Origin of the sequence: Sulfitobacter sp. 1A13353, from assembly GCF_043557255.1 — a bacterium.
In the GTDB taxonomy this organism is placed as follows: domain Bacteria; phylum Pseudomonadota; class Alphaproteobacteria; order Rhodobacterales; family Rhodobacteraceae; genus Sulfitobacter; species Sulfitobacter faviae.
The window spans coordinates 86914-103249 of sequence record NZ_JBIFFS010000009.1 but is presented as its reverse complement, the minus strand read 5'-3'; the positions used below and the strand labels follow the sequence as shown (position 1 = coordinate 103249).

Genomic DNA, 16336 nt, shown 5'->3' with positions numbered 1-16336 from the left:
CATGTCTTGGATGGCTTGGACCATGCCCACCGCGATCTTCTTCGGTGTCATCGCGCTGTTACTCGTGACCTTCACGATCCTCGCGATCAAATTCCCTGAGACGCCCCGTGTAGGCATTCTCAGGATTGAGACAACCCGTGGTGACCGTCTGTTCATCACGCTTCTCGGCTCGGCCTTTATCAATTTGATCTGGCTGGGTTTCGAGGCGGGTCCGCAGCCCTATGCGCTGCTGGTCTGCCTTGCCTATGCCGCAGCCGTATTTCGCTGGGTCTAGGCGCTATCACGGCGGACCCCGGGCAACCGGGGCCGCCATACGACACGACCAAATGTCTAGGGAGGACATAATGAAACGATCTGTCATGAAATCGAGTACCGCTTTGGCGGTCACGCTCGGTCTGCTCGCCGGGCCAGCATTCGCGGATATGGAAGCCGCGAAGAAGTTCCTCGACGAGGAAATCGAACGCTCCGCGCTGAGCCGCGAAGAGCAGGAAGCGGAGATGCAATTCTTCATCGACGCGGCCGAGCCGTTCAAAGGCATGGACATCAAAGTCGTGTCCGAGACCATCACAACCCACGAATACGAAGCCAATGTGCTGGCCCCGGCCTTCAGCGCGATCACCGGCATCAACATCACCCACGACCTGATCGGCGAGGGCGACGTGGTTGAAAAGCTGCAAACGCAGATGCAGTCGGGCGAGAACATCTACGACGCCTATATCAACGACTCTGACCTGATCGGCACCCACTGGCGCTACAAGCAGGCGCGCAGCCTGACCGACTGGATGGCGAACGAAGGCAAAGACGTGACCAACCCCGGTCTCGATCTCGATGACTACATCGGCCTCGACTTCACCACCTCGCCCGATGGCGAGCTGTATCAGCTGCCTGATCAGCAGTTCGCGAACCTTTACTGGTTCCGCCAGGACTGGTTCACCGATCCTGAGTTGATGGCCGAGTTCAAAGAGAAATACGGCTATGACCTGGGCGTGCCGGTCAACTGGTCCGCTTACGAAGACATCGCCGAATTCTTCACCGGCCGCACCATCGACGGCGTCGAAGTCTATGGCAACATGGACTACGGCAAGAAAGACCCGAGCCTTGGCTGGCGCTACACCGATGCGTGGCTCTCCATGGCGGGCGGCGGCGATGTGGGTGAGCCCAACGGCCTGCCGGTCGACGAATGGGGCATTCGCGTCAACGAAAACTCGCAGCCCGTCGGTTCCTGTGTGACCCGTGGTGGTGCCACCAACGATGCGGCGGCGGTCTATGCGATCACCAAATCCATCGAATGGCTTGAGAAGTACACGCCCCCCGCAGCCGCTGGCATGACTTTCGGCGAAGCCGGTCCGGTGCCTGCGCAGGGTGCCATCGCCCAGCAGATGTTCTGGTACACCGCCTTCACTGCCGACATGGTGAACGACAGCGCCAAGGCCGTGCTGAACGAAGACGGCACGCCCAAGTGGCGCATGGCCCCCAGCCCGCATGGCGCCTACTGGAAAGAAGGCCAGAAGGTTGGTTATCAGGACGTGGGCAGCTGGACGCTGATGGAAAGCACGCCCGTCGACCGTGCCAAGGCCGCATGGCTCTATGCGCAGTTCGTGACCTCGAAAACCGTGGACGTGGAAAAGGCCCATGCCGGTCTGACCTTCATCCGCGAGTCGACCATCCAGCACGAAAGCTTCACCGAACGTGCGCCGAAGCTCGGCGGTCTGGTGGAATTCTACCGCTCACCCGCGCGTACCGCATGGTCGCCCACCGGGACGAACGTGCCGGATTACCCCAAGCTGGCGCAGCTGTGGTGGCAGAACATCGGCGACGCGATGTCGGGTGCGAAAACACCTCAGGAAGCGCTCGACAGCCTCTGCGCCGAGCAGGAAAAGGTCATGGAACGTCTTGAGCGCGCAGGCGTCCAAGGTGATCTGGGTCCGAAAATGAACGAGGAGCGTGAAGCCTCCTACTGGCTCGAGCAGGAAGGTTCGCCCGTTGCCAAGCTCGACAACGAAGACCCCGAGCCCGAGACCATCAGCTACGAAGAGTTGATCAAGTCCTGGCAGTAAGCCAAACTTTCGGGGGCCGGGGCGCAGCAGCGTTCCGGCCCCTTTTTCGTTTCATCCAACATCCGGGGGCCGCGCCATGACCCATATCCTCGCCATTGATCAGGGAACCACCTCATCGCGGGCGATCATCTTTGACGGCAACATGTCGGTGACGGCCACGGCCCAAGAAGAATTTCCGCAGCATTTCCCCCGTTCCGGCTGGGTCGAACATGATCCGGGCGACCTGTGGTCGACGACGGCTGGCACCTGCCGCGCGGTGATCGAAAAGGCCGGTCTGCGCCCCGATGACATTACCGCCATCGGCATCACCAACCAACGCGAGACGACGCTGGTCTGGGACGCGAAAACCGGCACGCCCGTCCACAACGCCATCGTCTGGCAAGACCGCCGCACCGCCGATTTCTGCCGCGCGCTGCGCGAAAGCGGCGACGACAAGATCATCACCGAACGCACCGGCCTTCTGGCCGATCCCTATTTCTCGGGCACCAAGCTGAAATGGATCCTCGACAATGTCGAGGGCGCGCGCGAACGGGCGCGGGCGGGCGAGCTGCTTTTCGGCACCGTCGACAGCTACCTGATCTGGAAGCTCACCGGCGGCGCGCGCCATGTGACCGATGCGACCAACGCCGCACGGACCATGCTTTATGACATCCACAAGGGCCGGTGGAGCACGACGATCTGCAAGATGTTCGACGTGCCGCTCGAAATGCTGCCCGAGGTGCAGGACTGCGCCGCCGATTTCGGCACCACGCGCCCCGATCTCTTTGGCCGCGAGATCCCGATCCTCGGCGTCGCGGGCGACCAGCAGGCGGCGACCATCGGGCAAGCCTGTTTCCAGCCCGGCATGATGAAATCGACCTATGGCACCGGCTGTTTCGCCCTCCTGAATACGGGCGAGACGGCGGTGACCTCGACCAACCGGTTGCTCACCACCATCGCCTACCAGCTTGATGGCAAACCGACCTATGCGCTCGAAGGCTCGATCTTCGTCGCCGGGGCCGTGGTGCAATGGCTACGCGACGGGCTGAAAATGATCCGCGAGGCGGGCGAGACCCAAGCGCTGGCCGAGCAGGCCGATCCGCATCAGAACGTGGTGCTGGTGCCTGCTTTCGTGGGCCTCGGTGCGCCTTACTGGAACGCCGAATGCCGTGGTGCGATCTACGGGCTGACGCGCAACTCCGGCCCTGCGGAACTCGCGCGGGCGGCGCTGGAAAGCGTGGGCTACCAGACCCGTGACCTCTTGGAAGCCATGCAGGCCGATTGGGCCGCCCAAGGCCAACCGGGCGAGATTGCGACCCTGCGCGTCGACGGCGGGATGAGCGCCAGTGACTGGGCGATGCAGTTCCTCTCGGACGTGATCGGCGCCTCGGTGGACCGCCCCGATGTGCTGGAAACCACAGCACTTGGGGCCGCATGGTTGGCCGGGCAGCGGGCGGGCATCTACCCCAATATGGAGGGTTTCGCCCGCGAATGGGCGCTTGATCGGCGGTTTGAAACTGAGATGGACGAGGCCGCGCGCGAAGAGAAATACGGCGCTTGGCAGCGGGCTGTTCAGGCGACGTTGCAGTTCTGATGCAGAGGATTTCCCCTTTCGGTTTCGCCACCGCCGGGCGCATCCGCTTTGGTCGCGGTGTCGCGGGTGAAGCGGCCTCAGCCGCGCGGGCCTATGGGCGGCAGGTGCTTTTGCTGCGCGGCGGCTCGGTCGCTTGGGTCGATGAACTGGCGCGCGATTTGGCGGCGGCGGGCTGCGAGGTGACCCAGTCGCGCGGCAGCGGCGAGCCGTCGGTCAAAGACGTGCGCGCCGCCGTGGCGGCGGGGCGCGGCGCGGATGTGGTGCTGGGCGCGGGCGGCGGCGCGGTGATCGACCTTGCCAAGGCGGCAGCGGCGCTGATCCCGTCGGAGTGCGACGTGATGGAGCATCTTGAAGTCGTGGGCGCGGGCAAGCCCTTGCAGGCCGATCCCCTGCCGATGATCGCGATCCCCACTACCGCAGGCACAGGGGCCGAGGTGACCAAAAACGCCGTCATCGCCGTGCCGGAGGCCGCGCGAAAAGTCAGCCTGCGCGACGACCGTATGCTGCCGCGTCTGGCCTTGGTCGACCCCGCGTTGACCGATGGCGCGCCACGCGGGGTGACTTTGGGCTCCGGTCTCGACGCTTTGGTGCAGGTGATCGAGCCCTATCTGTCCAGCAAGGCCAACCCGCTGACCGATGCCCTCTGCCGCGCCGCGATCCCGCAGGGCATCGCTGCGCTTAAACGTCTGGCTGCGGGAGAGGATCAGGCCGCGCGGGATGCGCTGGCCTATGTTAGCCTATCGGGCGGTTTGGCGCTGGCCAATGCGGGCCTCGGGGCCGTGCATGGGCTGGCCGGTGTGATCGGCGGGCGTTTCGCTGCGCCGCATGGGCTGATCTGCGGGCGGCTGTTGGGGCCGGTTCTGGCCGCGAACGCGGATGTGCTCGGGGTCTCGGCCCGCTTCACGGAAGTGCAGAGGTGGCTGTCGGACGGGTTCGATCTGCCCCAGACAGGCACATTCGACGCGCTTTCCGATCTGCTTGATAACTGGGGGCTGGACCGTTTGGACCGCTGGATTCCCGAAGAGGCGGACCTTGGTGAGACTGCCCGCGAAGCGGCGGCATCTTCCTCCATGCGCGCCAATCCTTGCGTGCTTGAGACGGAAGCGCTCGAAGCCTGCATCCGCGCGGCGATGTAGAACGGGCAGGGGCACAAGGTCCCCGCCCGGCAGGTTTTACGCGTTGCGTGGCGGCGTGTTGCCTTCGCCCAAGTCCCAGAACACGCCCGCCATCACCCGCAGCGCATCGCGGCAGACGGGTTTCAGCACATGTTCATCCGGCGCGTGCTGCGAACAGCTTCGATAGGAATGCGGCACCCAGACCGTTGGCAGACCCAGAATTTCGCTGAAGCTGTCGTTGGGTAGTGAGCCTGCGAGATTGGGCAGGATATGCGGCGCTTTGCCTGCGGTCTCGGTCAGGGACATGGCCACGAACTTCACCCAAGGGTGATCTGCACCCAACCGCGTCGCGCGGAAGAAGCCACGGTCATGCGGCTCGATCCGCACATCCTCAAACCCGTTTTTGTCGAGGTGACGGCGCAGCGCTGGCAGGATGTCTTCGGGATCGGTGCCGACGACATAGCGCAATTGGCAGGTGGCCGTCGCATGGGCCGAGATCGCGTTGACCGGCGCCTCGGGCACGCCGCTTTTCATCGCGAGAATGGCAAAGCTGTTCCAGCCGTAGGCGCGCTCGACCGGGGTCAGGTCTTCTTCGCCCCAATCGGTGTCGATGGCGGGGCCATCGTCGCTTTCGATCGGCAGGTTTTTCAACGCCGCGCGGACCGAGGGGGTCAGGCTGTCGGGCCGCCACTCGGGGATCTGGATTTGCCCGCGCTTGTCGGTGATGGTCGACAGCGCCTGCGCCAAGATCATCGCAGGATCGGCCAGCAAGCCACCCCAGTTGCCCGAGTGATGCGCCCCTTCGCGTTTGTCGACGATCAGATCAAACGACACGCCCCCGCGCGACCCCATGAACATGGTTGGCACTTCGGGTTGCAGCCGCGGCCCGTCGGAGGCGATGAGCACGTCGGCGGTCAGTTCCTCACGGTGTTCGGCAAAGAACTCGGGCAGACCCGCGCTGCCGGTCTCTTCGCTCATCTCGATCACGATGCGGCAGTTGAAACCCAGCTTGCCGCGGGTTTTCAGCACCGCTTCGATGGCGGCGATGTTGATCAGGTGCTGGCCCTTGTTGTCGGCGGTGCCTCGGCCATAAAGCTTGTCGCCCTCTTCGACCAGTTTGAAAGGATGCAGCCCCTCGCGCCACTGGTCGGTCTGGGCGCGGATCACGTCGCCGTGGCCATAGGTCAGCACGGTCGGCAGGTCATCCCCCTCACGGCGCTCGCCCACCAGAAAGGGGCCGCCGCGCGGGTCAGGATTGTCGTGAAAGCTGCAGGCAAAGCCCATCGCCGTTAGCCTTGGCTCCATCGTCTCGACCAGATAGCGTTTCAGTTCGGTGGCTTGGTCGGGGTTCTGGCTCTCGGTCTCGTAGGAGACGAGGTTGGCCAGTTCGGCTTGGAACGTCCCCTCATCGAAATAGGTCGAGATCGCTTCGATCGCTTGATCGCGGGTCATGCTTCAATGTCCTTTGTCATATCTTCAGAAATGGCGTCGCCCCAAGGCGACATGATCTCGGTGCAGCCGGAATTCTGCCCGCCCGCGCGCATCACGCCTGCGGGACAGGCGAAAGCGTAGGGAAAGATCGTGCGTTTGGTCTCGGCGACCTCATTGTTCTCGCGCAGACGGTCGAGCACATCGCGCGGCAGGCTTTCATCGGCGATGAGCTGGTTGGCGTCCGAAGCGTCAATGCGCGGCGCGTGGAAGCTGTCTTCGAGCGACATGTCAAAATCGGTGACGAAGGAGGACAGTTGCGCCACCGCGCCCAGAATCTTGCGCCCGCCGGAGGCCCCGAAGGCAAAGCGTTTGTCGCCCTGTTCGCCGATCACCGGGCAGACATTCATCAGGCAGCGCTTGTTCGGGCCGAGCGAGTTCGGGCGGCCCTGAACCGGATCGAACCACATGATGCCGTTGTTCATCAAAAAGCCGGTGGAGGGCGAGACGACGCGGGAGCCGAAGATCGACAAGAGCGTCTGGGTCTGCGCCACCATATTCCCGTGACGGTCGACGACCGAGAAATGGGTGGTGCAGCCCGGTGCCTCGGGGCTTTCGCCGGTATCGCCCATGGAGCCCAGACGGCGGGCATAGGCGCCTTTGAGCGCCTCGGCCATGGCGGCATAGCTGTCGGGGCCGGGGGCGTTCCCGAGGTCGTCGGTCGCGAGAGAGGTAAAAGTGTCGCGGAAGGTCGGCCCGGCGGTCAGCCCTGGCACGACATGGAAGCGCGCGTCGCGGTAGGCAAAGTCGAGCGGCGCGCTGAATTCGGCGCGGTAGGCTTGCAGGTCGTCGTGGCTGAGGCAGCCGCCCTTGTCCTGCACATCCCGCGCCATCGTGGCGCCGAGGTCACCATCATAGAGCGCGCGCGCCCCGTGCCGCGCGATCTGGTCAAGGCTGTCGGCCATGCGCGACTGGTCCAGCCGCTTTTCGGCCAGCGCGGTCCAGCCGCTGATCGTCGGCCATTGCCCGTCTTCCAGAAAGAGGTCCGCCGCATCCGCATCCTGCGCAAGGGCGCGCGTGCAAGAGGCGATGACCAGCGCGGCATACCAATCCACCAATAGACCCTTGCGGGCGTGATCGACCGCCGGGGCAAGCAGCTCGCCCCAAGGCATCTTGCCGAACCGTTCATGGGCTTGGCCCAGCCCGTCAACGACGCCGGGCACGGCGATGGCGGTGGCGCCTTGGACGTTGCGGTCCCCCTCCACATGCTCCCATGGGAAGAGATCGCCCGCCTTGCCCCGCCCGCTCAGCGGATAATTCGCCGGGTCGAGCGCGCCGGGGCTGCGCATGCCGTGGTTCAGTGCATGGGCTTGGCCTTCTTCGGCGCGCCAGAGCATCATCGCCCCGCCGCCCGCAGGGCCGCTCATCCAAGGTTCCAACACGCCGATGACGAAGGAGGTGGCCACAGCCGCATCCACCGCGTCGCCCCCTGCCGCAAGCACCTCGGCCCCCGCGATTGCTGCCAACCGATGCTGCGCGGCGACAACGCCATGTTCGGTTTCGATGACGGTTTTGCGGGTTTGACTGCTGTGCGACAGGTTCGATGACATGGGATTACTCTTGTTCGTACATGGGGGTTTCCGGATCGTGCAGATGGCAGGCGACATGCCCCTGCGGGATCGGGGTGTGACGCGGTGCCTTTTGTTTGCAAAGATCCGTCGCGCGCGGGCAGCGCGGATGGAAATGGCAACCCGGCGGCGGTGCGATGGGGTTGGGGTAGGCCATGCCAAGCTGGGTGTCCGGCACGCCCAAGCCCGGCTCGGGCGTCAACACGGATTTCAACAGCGCCTTGGTGTAGGGATGACGTGGTGCGTCGAAGAGACCGGCGACCGAGTTCTGCTCGACGATCTCGCCCAGATACATCACCGCCACGCGGGTGGCGAGGTGTTCGACCACCGCCAAATCATGGCTGATGAAGAGATACGTAAGGCCAAACTCTTCGCGCAGCTCGCCCAGAAGGTTGAGGATCTGGCTCTGCACCGACACATCCAGCGCCGAGGTCGGCTCATCGCAGATCACCACCTCGGGCTTCATGATGAGCGCCCGGGCGATGGCCACACGCTGGCGCTGGCCGCCCGACATCTGGCTGGGGTAGGTGTTGATCACCCGTTGCGGCAGGCCCACAACGTCGAGGATCTCTTTGACCTTTTTCTTGCGGCTTTCCTCGTCACCGATGTTGTGCACCCGCAGCGGCAGAGAGATCACGTCATAAATGCTCTTGCGCGGGTTAAGCGAGGAATAGGGGTCTTGAAAGATCGGCTGGATCCGCCGCGCCAGCGCCAGACGGCCCTGTTCGGTGATCTCTTCGCCGTCGATCTTGACGTGACCGGCGGTGGGCTGTTCCAGCCCCAAGAGGATCTTGGCGAGGGTGGATTTGCCGCAACCGGATTCTCCGACGAGGCCCAGCACCTCGCCCTTGCCCAATTGCAGCGACACGTCATTCACCGCCGTGAGCGGTTTGACCTTGCCGAACATGCCCTGTTTCACCCGGTAGGTCTTGCTGACGCCGGAAAGCTCCAGCACCGGGGGTGTGTTCACGCTGTCCTTCATACGGTCAGCTCCTTCTCGGACTGGCGTTTGCCATCGGGGAAAATGCAGCGGAAGGCGTGGTTGCCGTCCTCGCGTTTGGGGATGTCGCCACGGCATTCTGCGACGGCATGCGGGCAGCGGGTACGGAAGACGCAGCCCTCAACCTCGCCCACCAGCGAGGGCACGATGCCCGGGATGGTGCCCAGTTTCGCGCCGCGGTCGGTCTTGCCCGGGAGCGGGATGCAGCGCAGCAGTCCGCGGGTGTAGGGATGCGAGGGCGCGTTAAAGATATCGCCCACCGGGCCAGTTTCGACCAATTCACCCGCATACATCACCGCAACCTTGTCGGCCACGCGGGCCACCACGCCGAGGTCATGGGTGATCAGGATCACGGCCATATTCATCTCGCGCCCCAGATCGTGGAGCAGCCGCAGGATCTGCGCCTGAATGGTCACGTCGAGCGCGGTGGTCGGCTCATCCGCGATGATCAGTTCCGGCTCGCACATCAGCGCCATGGCGATCATCACGCGCTGGCGCAACCCGCCTGAAAGCTGGTGCGGGTATTGCGACAAGCGGCTCTCGGCGGCGGTGATGCCGACCTTCTCCAAGAGTTCAATCGCCCGGTCCCGCGCCTGTGGGCGGCTGACCTTGCGGTGCAAGAGCAGCGCCTCGGCCAATTGGTCGCCGATGGTGTAGGCCGGGTTGAGCGAGGTCATCGGCTCTTGGAAGATCATCGACATCCGCGCCCCGCGCAGCTTGCGCATCTGGCCTTGGCTGGCGGTGGTCAGCTCGATCCCGTCAAAGGTCATCCGATCTGCGTTCCGCTTGATGGATCTGCCCAAGAGCCCCATCAGCGCCAGCGAGGTGAGCGATTTGCCCGAGCCGCTTTCGCCGACGATGCACAGGGTCTCGCCACGGTTGAGGTCGAAGTCGATCCCGCGCACCGCATGCAGGGTGCCGCCGCCCGTGGGAATATCGAGCCGCAGGTTGCGGACGCTCAGAAGTGGTTCTGTCATGGGTCAGCTCCGGTTTTCGGGGGCGGTGACGTCGCGCAGACCGTCACCCATCAGGTTGATCGCCAGCACCAGCACGAAAAGCACGGCGCCCGGGATCAGCACGAGCCACGGCTCGAACAGCATCATGTTCTTGCCTTCGGAGACCATCAGCCCCCAGCTCGGCGTCGGCGGTTGCACCCCAAGGCCGAGGAACGAGAGTGCCGCTTCCAGAAGGATCGCATGGGCCATCTCCAGCGTGACGACGACGATCAGGTTGTTGGCGATGTTGGGCATGATCTCGGACAAGAGGATGCGCGGGGTGGAGGCGCCGATGACCTGTGCCGCGGCCACATATTCGCGCCGCCGCACCTGCATGGTGGAGGCGCGCATGACCACCGCGAAACGGTCCCACAGCAGCAGGCCCAGCACCATGATCACCACTTGCAGCGATCCGCCAAGGATCGCCACCACGGCCAGCGCCACCAGTACCACCGGCATCGCGAGACGCACGTTGATGAGGAAGGTTACGACCGCGTCGACCTTGCCGCCGAAGTAGCCCGCGGCCACGCCCATCGCGGTCCCGATCAGACCCGAGATCAGCGCCGCCACGGCCCCGATCAGCAGCGAAATCCGCGCACCGTAGATGAGACGCGACAGGTAATCGCGGCCCAGATGGTCGGTGCCCAAGGGATGCTCCCATGTGCCGCCCATGAACACGGGGGGCTCCATCCGGGTCATCAGGCTTTGGGCATAGGGATCATGCGGGGCAATCCAAGGCGCAAGGATCGCGATGATCGTGAGGATGATCAGAACGACCGCCCCGATCAGCAGACCTTGGTGCCCGAAGATGCGCTTGCGCAGCATCTGGCCGGGGGTCGGGCCGGTGATTTCGTCCAAAAGGCTGTCATGTGTACTTGCCGTGGCCATGTCAGCTGCTCCTCATGCGGGGGTCGAGCCATGCGTTCAGCACGTCTGCGAGGAAGGTGAAAACAATGTAGAACATCGAGAAGATCAGGATCAGCGCCTGCACGGTGGGCAGGTCGTTGCGCGCGATGCTCTCCCACGCCAGATAGCCCGCGCCATGTAGCGCAAAGATCGATTCGACCACGATGGAGCCGCCCAGCATGAAGCCCATCTGCACGGCGGCGAGGCTGACCACGGGGATGATCGCGTTGCGCAGGGCGTGGCGGAACAGCACCCGGCGCTCGTTCGCACCCTTGGCCCGCGCGGTGCGGATGTAGTCGGAGTTCAGCACGTCCAGCATGCCCGCGCGCGTCAGGCGCATGATGGCGGGCATGGCGTAATAGCCCAGCACCACGGTCGGCAGGATGAAATGCCGCCATGTGTCGGTGCCCGAAGGTGGCAGCCAGCCCAGTTGGATGGCGAAGACGACGATTAGGATGAGGCCGAACCAGAAGCTCGGCATCGCTTGGCCGGCGACCGAGATGAACAGGGCCACACGGTCGATGATCGAATTGGGGCGGATCGCGGCGACCACGCCCAAGGGCACGGCGGTCAGCAACGCGAAGGTGATCCCGCAGACCCCGAGCGTCATGGTCACGCTTAATCGGTCGGCGATGAGCGAGGCGACGGGCAGGCGGAAATAGTAGCTTTCGCCGAAATCGCCCTGAAGGGCCGAGAACAGCCATTCGCCATATTGCACCAGCATGGGCCGGTCAAAACCATAGAGACGGCGCAGGGCCTCGATATCTTCGCCGCTGGCGGTTTCACCGGCCAGAGCGGCAGCGGGGTCGCCCGACAGGAACAGCAGGCTAAAGCTGATAAACGACACGGTGAAGGCCACGAGAAGGGCCAGTCCCAATCGTTTGAGAATGAATTGAAGCACGGGTGCAACTACCTTGAGGCTGCGCCGCAGGCGAGGGCCTGCCGCGTGGGTCTGGGTTGGGTGCGGAAGGGGAGAAGGACAGGGGCACCGGTGACGGCGCCCCCGCCGGTTGATTTACTTCCAGCTGGCCGTGGTGAAGCGCAGAACTTCGTCGGCTGTGGGTGTGTATTCCACCTCGTTGGTGGTCACATAGTTGGTGTTGTAGGAGAACATTGGCGCCCAATAGGCTTCCTCGGTGATGCGTTCGATCGCCTTGGAGTAGTTCTCTTTGCGGACCTCGGGATCGGTCGAGCTGTCGGCGATGTTGAGGTATTCGAGCGTTTCGTCGTCCATCGCGTAGTCGAGCGAGCCATGTTTGAAGAACTGGCTGACCATGGCGGAGGCGTCGTTGATCGAATAGCTGCCCCATGTCTGGAACGACACGGCGGTTTCGCCTTTCATGTTCTGCTCACGCAGGGCGGAATACTGCAACATCTTAAAGTTGGTATCGATGCCCACAGCGTTCAGATAGCTGGTGATCGCCTCGGCATACTCGCGGTCGCGGTAGGCGTAGAAGTCGATGGTCAGACCGTCTTCGTAGCCCGCCTCGGCCAGCAATTCCTTGGCCTTCTCGGGGTTGTATTCATACTTCACCGCCGCGTCTTCGTCGCAGCCGAACTGGCTGGGGAAGCAAGGGGTGTAGACGACTTTGGATTTGCCTTTGAGCAGCGCGTCGACCAGTTCCTGACGGTTGATCGCATAGTTCACGGCCTTGCGCACGCGCACGTCGGTGAAGGGGCTGTCCTCGGAGCGGCCTGCCGCATCGAGCGTCAGATAGCCCACGCGCATGGTGGATTCGTTGGAGACTTGGAATTCATCCCGCTCGGCCAGTTTCTCGGCTTGGTCCGAAGGCACCTGCCAGATCAGATCAAGCGAGCCGCTGAACAGTTCAGCCATCTGCGTGTTCACATCCGGGATGGTGCGGATGTCAATGTTCTTGATGCTGGGCTTGCCCTTGGGGCTGTCGTGGTAGCCCTCATAGGCTTCCAGTTTGAAGTGCTGGCCGGGGACGACTTCGGTCACCTTGTAAGGGCCGGTGCCGACGGGTTTCAGGCCCATGCCTTCGGGGCCGGCTTCTTCGTAGTAGTCGCTGGGATACATCGAGACGGGGCCAGAGAGGAATTCAATCGCCGCCGGGAACTTCTCTTTCAGCATGATGCGCACGGTGTAATCGTCGACTTTCTCGGCCGATTTCATCCAGTTCACGTTGCGCTGCGTTTTCACGCCGTTGGCTTCATCGGCGACGTAGTTCACGGTAAAGACCACGTCATCGGCGGTGAAGTCCGACCCGTCGTGGAATTTCACGCCTTCGCGCAGTTTGAATTCGATGGTCGTGTCGTCGATCCATTCCCATTCGGTGGCGAGATTGCCCATGTATTCGTTGGTGACCGGATCGCGGTAGATCAGACCATCCCAGACCGCGCGTTGCAGCACCACGCCTTCGCGGGACGAGTTGAAGTAGCTGTCGACGTTCTCAAGCTCTTTGGTGAAGGCGACATTCAGCGTGTCATTGGCTTTGTCCGCCCAAGCCGCGCCCGTGGCGGCGGCCAAGACAAGCCCGGTGATGGTTGATTTCAGGACCGTGGATTTCATGGTCAACTCCCCTGCTGGTTAACGAATTCGGTTCCGTATCTTTTTGACTTGCGTCTCGTATCATATAATAATACTTGATATCGCAATACGATTAATAAACGCAATCAGATCGACATACGTCAAGCCCCGGTTTGAACAATTGGGCTAGATTTCGGGGTAGGTGATTGGAAAAGAAGCAAAATACCCTCTACGTCGGGTCGCTTGCCAAGGGGCTGCGGCTGCTTCGCGCCTTCGATGAATCGCATACGGAATTGTCGCTGGTTGAGCTTGCCTCCCGCAGCGGATTGGACAAGAGCGCGGTTCAGCGGCTGGCGAATACGCTGCATATCGAGGGCATGTTGGAAAAGGATCCGGCCACGCGGCGCTACCGCCCGTCTCATGCTTGGTTGGAGCTGGCCTATGCCTATTACTGGTCGGATCAATTGGTCGGACAGGCGATTCCCAAGCTGATCGATCTTAGCCAAGAGATCGGGGAGACGGTGAACCTCGCCGAGCTTTCGACCGATCATATCATCTACGTCAGCCGATTGCCCTGCCAGCGAACCTATTTCGCGGCGACGGTGATCGGACGGCGGCTGCCAGCGCTTTCGACGTCAGCGGGGCGGGCGATCATCTCGACGTTCTCGCCCGAGGACCGGGAAGACGCGATCGAGACTTGGCCGCTCAAACCCTTTACCGCGCGCACCACAATGGACCGCGCCACGATCCGCAACAGCATCGGTGAGGCCGTGCAGCAGGGCTATGCGATCTCCAGCGATCAGATGATTTTGTCCGAGATCGGGGTGGCCTGTCCGATTACCGGCCCCGATGGGCGGGCCTTTGCGGCGGTGCAATGTTCGGTCTCGGCGCATACCTGGACGCGGGAGCGGATCAGGGCCGAGATTCTGCCGCGCCTTCAGGACACGGCGAACGCGATTTCGCCCTCATCACAGGTGCATCGGCGCTAGAAAAGGGCCGGGGCATCGCCGCCCCGGCCCGGTGTTCTCTTATTCCCAGTTTAGCTTTTCTTCGCGTTGCCAGAACCGAAGTTTCCGGCAGGTCTGAAGGAACGCGTCCGCATTATTGGCAGAGACCTCCATCGTGCCCTCGTCCTTCTCGATCCCGGCGGCATTGAGCAGCGGATCGGCGGCTGTGGTCCATGCGATGAACTTGTTATGCGCAAAGGCGTCCGAGACGAAATCCTGCGCCGGTTTGTTCTTGGCGATCTTGTCGGCTTTCTCATTCCCGAAGACCAAGGCCACCGCGTCAAAGACTACCGACGGGCCACCGTCGATCTTCTCATCCGCTTCGCGGATGCTGCCGTCCGAGAGGGTCACCCCTTGGATATGCGGCGTCACGATGGCGACCATCGCGCCTTCATCGGCAAAGGCTTTTTCCAAGGCTTCCACAACAGAGGCATCCGCGCCTTCGGTCAGGAACAGACCCAACTTGCGGCCCGCGAAGCTGTTCGGCGCGTTCTTTAGAATGCTGAGCGCATCCGACGGCGGCAGATCGGTGATCGGCTCCCGCGCGGGTTTGGCGGGTTCCGGCATCTCGGTCACGCCCAAGCCTTCGGCCACCTGTTTCGCCAGATCGTCATGCACGTTCATCAGATGCGAGAGCATCCGCAGGCGAATGCGCTCTTCCTGACATTTCGACAGCTCAAAGGTATAGGCCGTCGCGATGTGCTGCTGTTCGATCTCAGTCTGGCTGATGTAGAACTGCCGCGCTTGACTGTAGTGATCGGCGAATGTCTCGGACCGCACGCGCTGTTTCGTGCCTTCGACCTCTTCGGGGTAGCTTTTGAACCCGATCTCGGGGTTCTCGCGCGGGCCGCCATCCTCGCCCCAGCTGTTGGGCTCGTAGTTCACGCGGCCCTTGGGATTGTGCATCGCCATATGGCCATCTTGCTGGAAGTGGTGGAACGGGCATTTCGGCGCGTTGATCGGGATATGGGTGAAGTTCGGCCCGCCGAGACGCTTAAGCTGCGTGTCGAGGTAGGAGAAGTTCCGCCCCTGTAGCAGCGGGTCGTTCGTGTGGTCGATCCCGCGCACGATGTTCTGGGTGCAAAAAGCCACCTGCTCGGTCTCGGCAAAGAAGTTGTCGACATTGGCGTCGAGCGTCAGCGTGCCGATGATGCGCACCGGCACCTGCTCTTCGGGGATGATCTTGGTGGCGTCAAGGATGTCGAACTCGAAGTTATCGGCGAATTCATCGTCAAAGACCTGAATGCCCAGATCCCACTGCGGATAGTCGCCCGCGTCGATGGCATCCCACATGTCGCGGCGGTGAAAATCCGGGTCCGCGCCGTTGATCTTGAGCGCCTCGTTCCAGACCACCGATTGCAGACCCTGCTTCGGCTTCCAGTGAAACTTCACGTAATGCGATTTGCCCTCGGCATTGACCAGCCGGAAGGTATGCACGCCGAAGCCTTCCATAAAGCGGAACGAGCGCGGGATCGCCCGGTCGGACATCTGCCACAGCGTCATATGGATCGCCTCGGGCGAGAGCGAGACGAAATCCCAGAAGTTGTCATGCGCCGACTGCGCCTGCGGGAAGCCACGGTCAGGAGCGGGTTTGACGGAGTGGATGAGATCGGGGAACTTGATCGCGTCTTGGATAAAGAACACGGGGATGTTGTTGCCGACGAGGTCCCAGTTGCCTTCTTGCGTGTAGAACTTCGTCGCGAAACCGCGCACGTCGCGGGCCAGATCGAAAGAGCCCTTGTTGCCTGCCACGGTGGAGAAACGGGTGAAGGTCGGGGTCTTTTCGCCGACGCGCTGGAAGATATCGGCGCAGGACAGTTCGGGGATCGCTTCCTTTAGCTCGAAATGCCCATGCACGCCGTAGCCGCGGGCGTGAACGACACGCTCTGGAATGCGCTCGTGGTCGAAGTGAAACATCTTCTCGCGGAATACGTGGTCTTCCATCAAGACCGGGCCGCGCGGACCTGCTTTGAGTGAGTTCTGATCATCCGCAATCGGGCCGCCCTGCGCGGTCGTCATCGTCTTTTCGCGGTCCGTGGTTTGCTGGCGGGGTTCGCCGCCTTTGCCAAGTTCTTTGTCTGTCATGATCTTTCTCCACAGCGCCCCCGGAATATAATCGGGAGGATTTGTTGCTAA

13 protein-coding genes are annotated in these 16336 nt (G+C 62.7%); 5 read left to right on the top strand and 8 right to left on the bottom strand.

The features are described from left to right. Position 1 precedes the first annotated feature (1 nt). The 4 genes from ACGYLO_RS19690 to ACGYLO_RS19675 all read left to right on the top strand — a co-directional run bounded on the left by ACGYLO_RS19690 (position 2) and on the right by ACGYLO_RS19675 (position 4766). Positions 2 to 274 carry a DUF2160 domain-containing protein gene (locus ACGYLO_RS19690; protein ID WP_067268456.1) on the top strand — a complete coding sequence of 91 codons (273 nt, stop codon included), beginning with the start codon at positions 2 to 4 and terminating at the stop codon, positions 272 to 274. Positions 275 to 359: 85 nt separating this feature from the next. After that, positions 360 to 2057 carry an ABC transporter substrate-binding protein gene (locus ACGYLO_RS19685; protein ID WP_276155712.1) on the top strand — a complete coding sequence of 566 codons (1698 nt, stop codon included), beginning with the start codon at positions 360 to 362 and terminating at the stop codon, positions 2055 to 2057. 76 nt (positions 2058 to 2133) lie between these two features. Next, positions 2134 to 3630 (top strand): glycerol kinase GlpK, encoded by a 1497-nt coding sequence (glpK, locus tag ACGYLO_RS19680; protein WP_271690233.1) that lies wholly within the window; start codon positions 2134 to 2136, stop codon positions 3628 to 3630. Between the two features lie 8 nt (positions 3631 to 3638). Further along, positions 3639 to 4766, top strand: coding sequence for an iron-containing alcohol dehydrogenase (locus ACGYLO_RS19675; RefSeq protein ID WP_394374311.1), 1128 nt, complete (start codon positions 3639 to 3641; stop codon positions 4764 to 4766). 36 nt (positions 4767 to 4802) lie between these two features. On the opposite strand, the gene ACGYLO_RS19670 is transcribed toward ACGYLO_RS19675, so the two are convergent. The 7 genes from ACGYLO_RS19670 to ACGYLO_RS19640 form a co-directional block, all read right to left on the bottom strand. Next, a complete protein-coding gene (locus tag ACGYLO_RS19670; RefSeq protein ID WP_271690231.1) occupies positions 4803 to 6197 on the bottom strand; it encodes a M20 family metallopeptidase in 1395 nt (464 codons plus the stop codon). Continuing rightward, entirely contained in the window at positions 6194 to 7783 is a 1590-nt protein-coding gene (locus tag ACGYLO_RS19665; RefSeq protein ID WP_271690230.1) for a gamma-glutamyltransferase, read from the bottom strand. The genes ACGYLO_RS19670 and ACGYLO_RS19665 overlap by 4 nt, the downstream gene beginning before the upstream one ends. A gap of 4 nt (positions 7784 to 7787) precedes the next feature. Next, on the bottom strand, positions 7788 to 8783 hold the full coding sequence (locus ACGYLO_RS19660; protein WP_271690229.1) for an ABC transporter ATP-binding protein: 996 nt from the start codon (positions 8781 to 8783) through the stop codon (positions 7788 to 7790). Then, complete coding sequence (locus ACGYLO_RS19655) at positions 8780 to 9778, bottom strand: ABC transporter ATP-binding protein (RefSeq protein WP_271690228.1); 999 nt, start codon at positions 9776 to 9778, stop codon at positions 8780 to 8782. Before ACGYLO_RS19655 ends, ACGYLO_RS19660 begins: the two co-directional genes overlap by 4 nt. Before the next feature lie 3 nt (positions 9779 to 9781). After that, on the bottom strand, positions 9782 to 10684 hold the full coding sequence (locus ACGYLO_RS19650) for an ABC transporter permease (protein WP_271690227.1): 903 nt from the start codon (positions 10682 to 10684) through the stop codon (positions 9782 to 9784). 1 nt (position 10685) lies between these two features. Next, complete coding sequence (locus tag ACGYLO_RS19645) at positions 10686 to 11603, bottom strand: ABC transporter permease (RefSeq protein WP_136720362.1); 918 nt, start codon at positions 11601 to 11603, stop codon at positions 10686 to 10688. A gap of 114 nt (positions 11604 to 11717) precedes the next feature. Continuing rightward, positions 11718 to 13235, bottom strand: coding sequence for an ABC transporter substrate-binding protein (locus tag ACGYLO_RS19640; RefSeq protein ID WP_067265130.1), 1518 nt, complete (start codon positions 13233 to 13235; stop codon positions 11718 to 11720). A 164-nt stretch (positions 13236 to 13399) separates the two neighbouring features. Between ACGYLO_RS19640 and ACGYLO_RS19635 the strand changes: the two genes are divergently transcribed. Then, complete coding sequence (locus tag ACGYLO_RS19635) at positions 13400 to 14182, top strand: IclR family transcriptional regulator (RefSeq protein ID WP_271690226.1); 783 nt, start codon at positions 13400 to 13402, stop codon at positions 14180 to 14182. A 39-nt stretch (positions 14183 to 14221) separates the two neighbouring features. Here the strand turns inward: ACGYLO_RS19635 and ACGYLO_RS19630 are convergent, their stop codons facing one another. After that, a complete protein-coding gene (locus tag ACGYLO_RS19630; protein WP_271690225.1) occupies positions 14222 to 16285 on the bottom strand; it encodes a catalase in 2064 nt (687 codons plus the stop codon). Between the last annotated feature and the right edge of the window lie 51 nt (positions 16286 to 16336).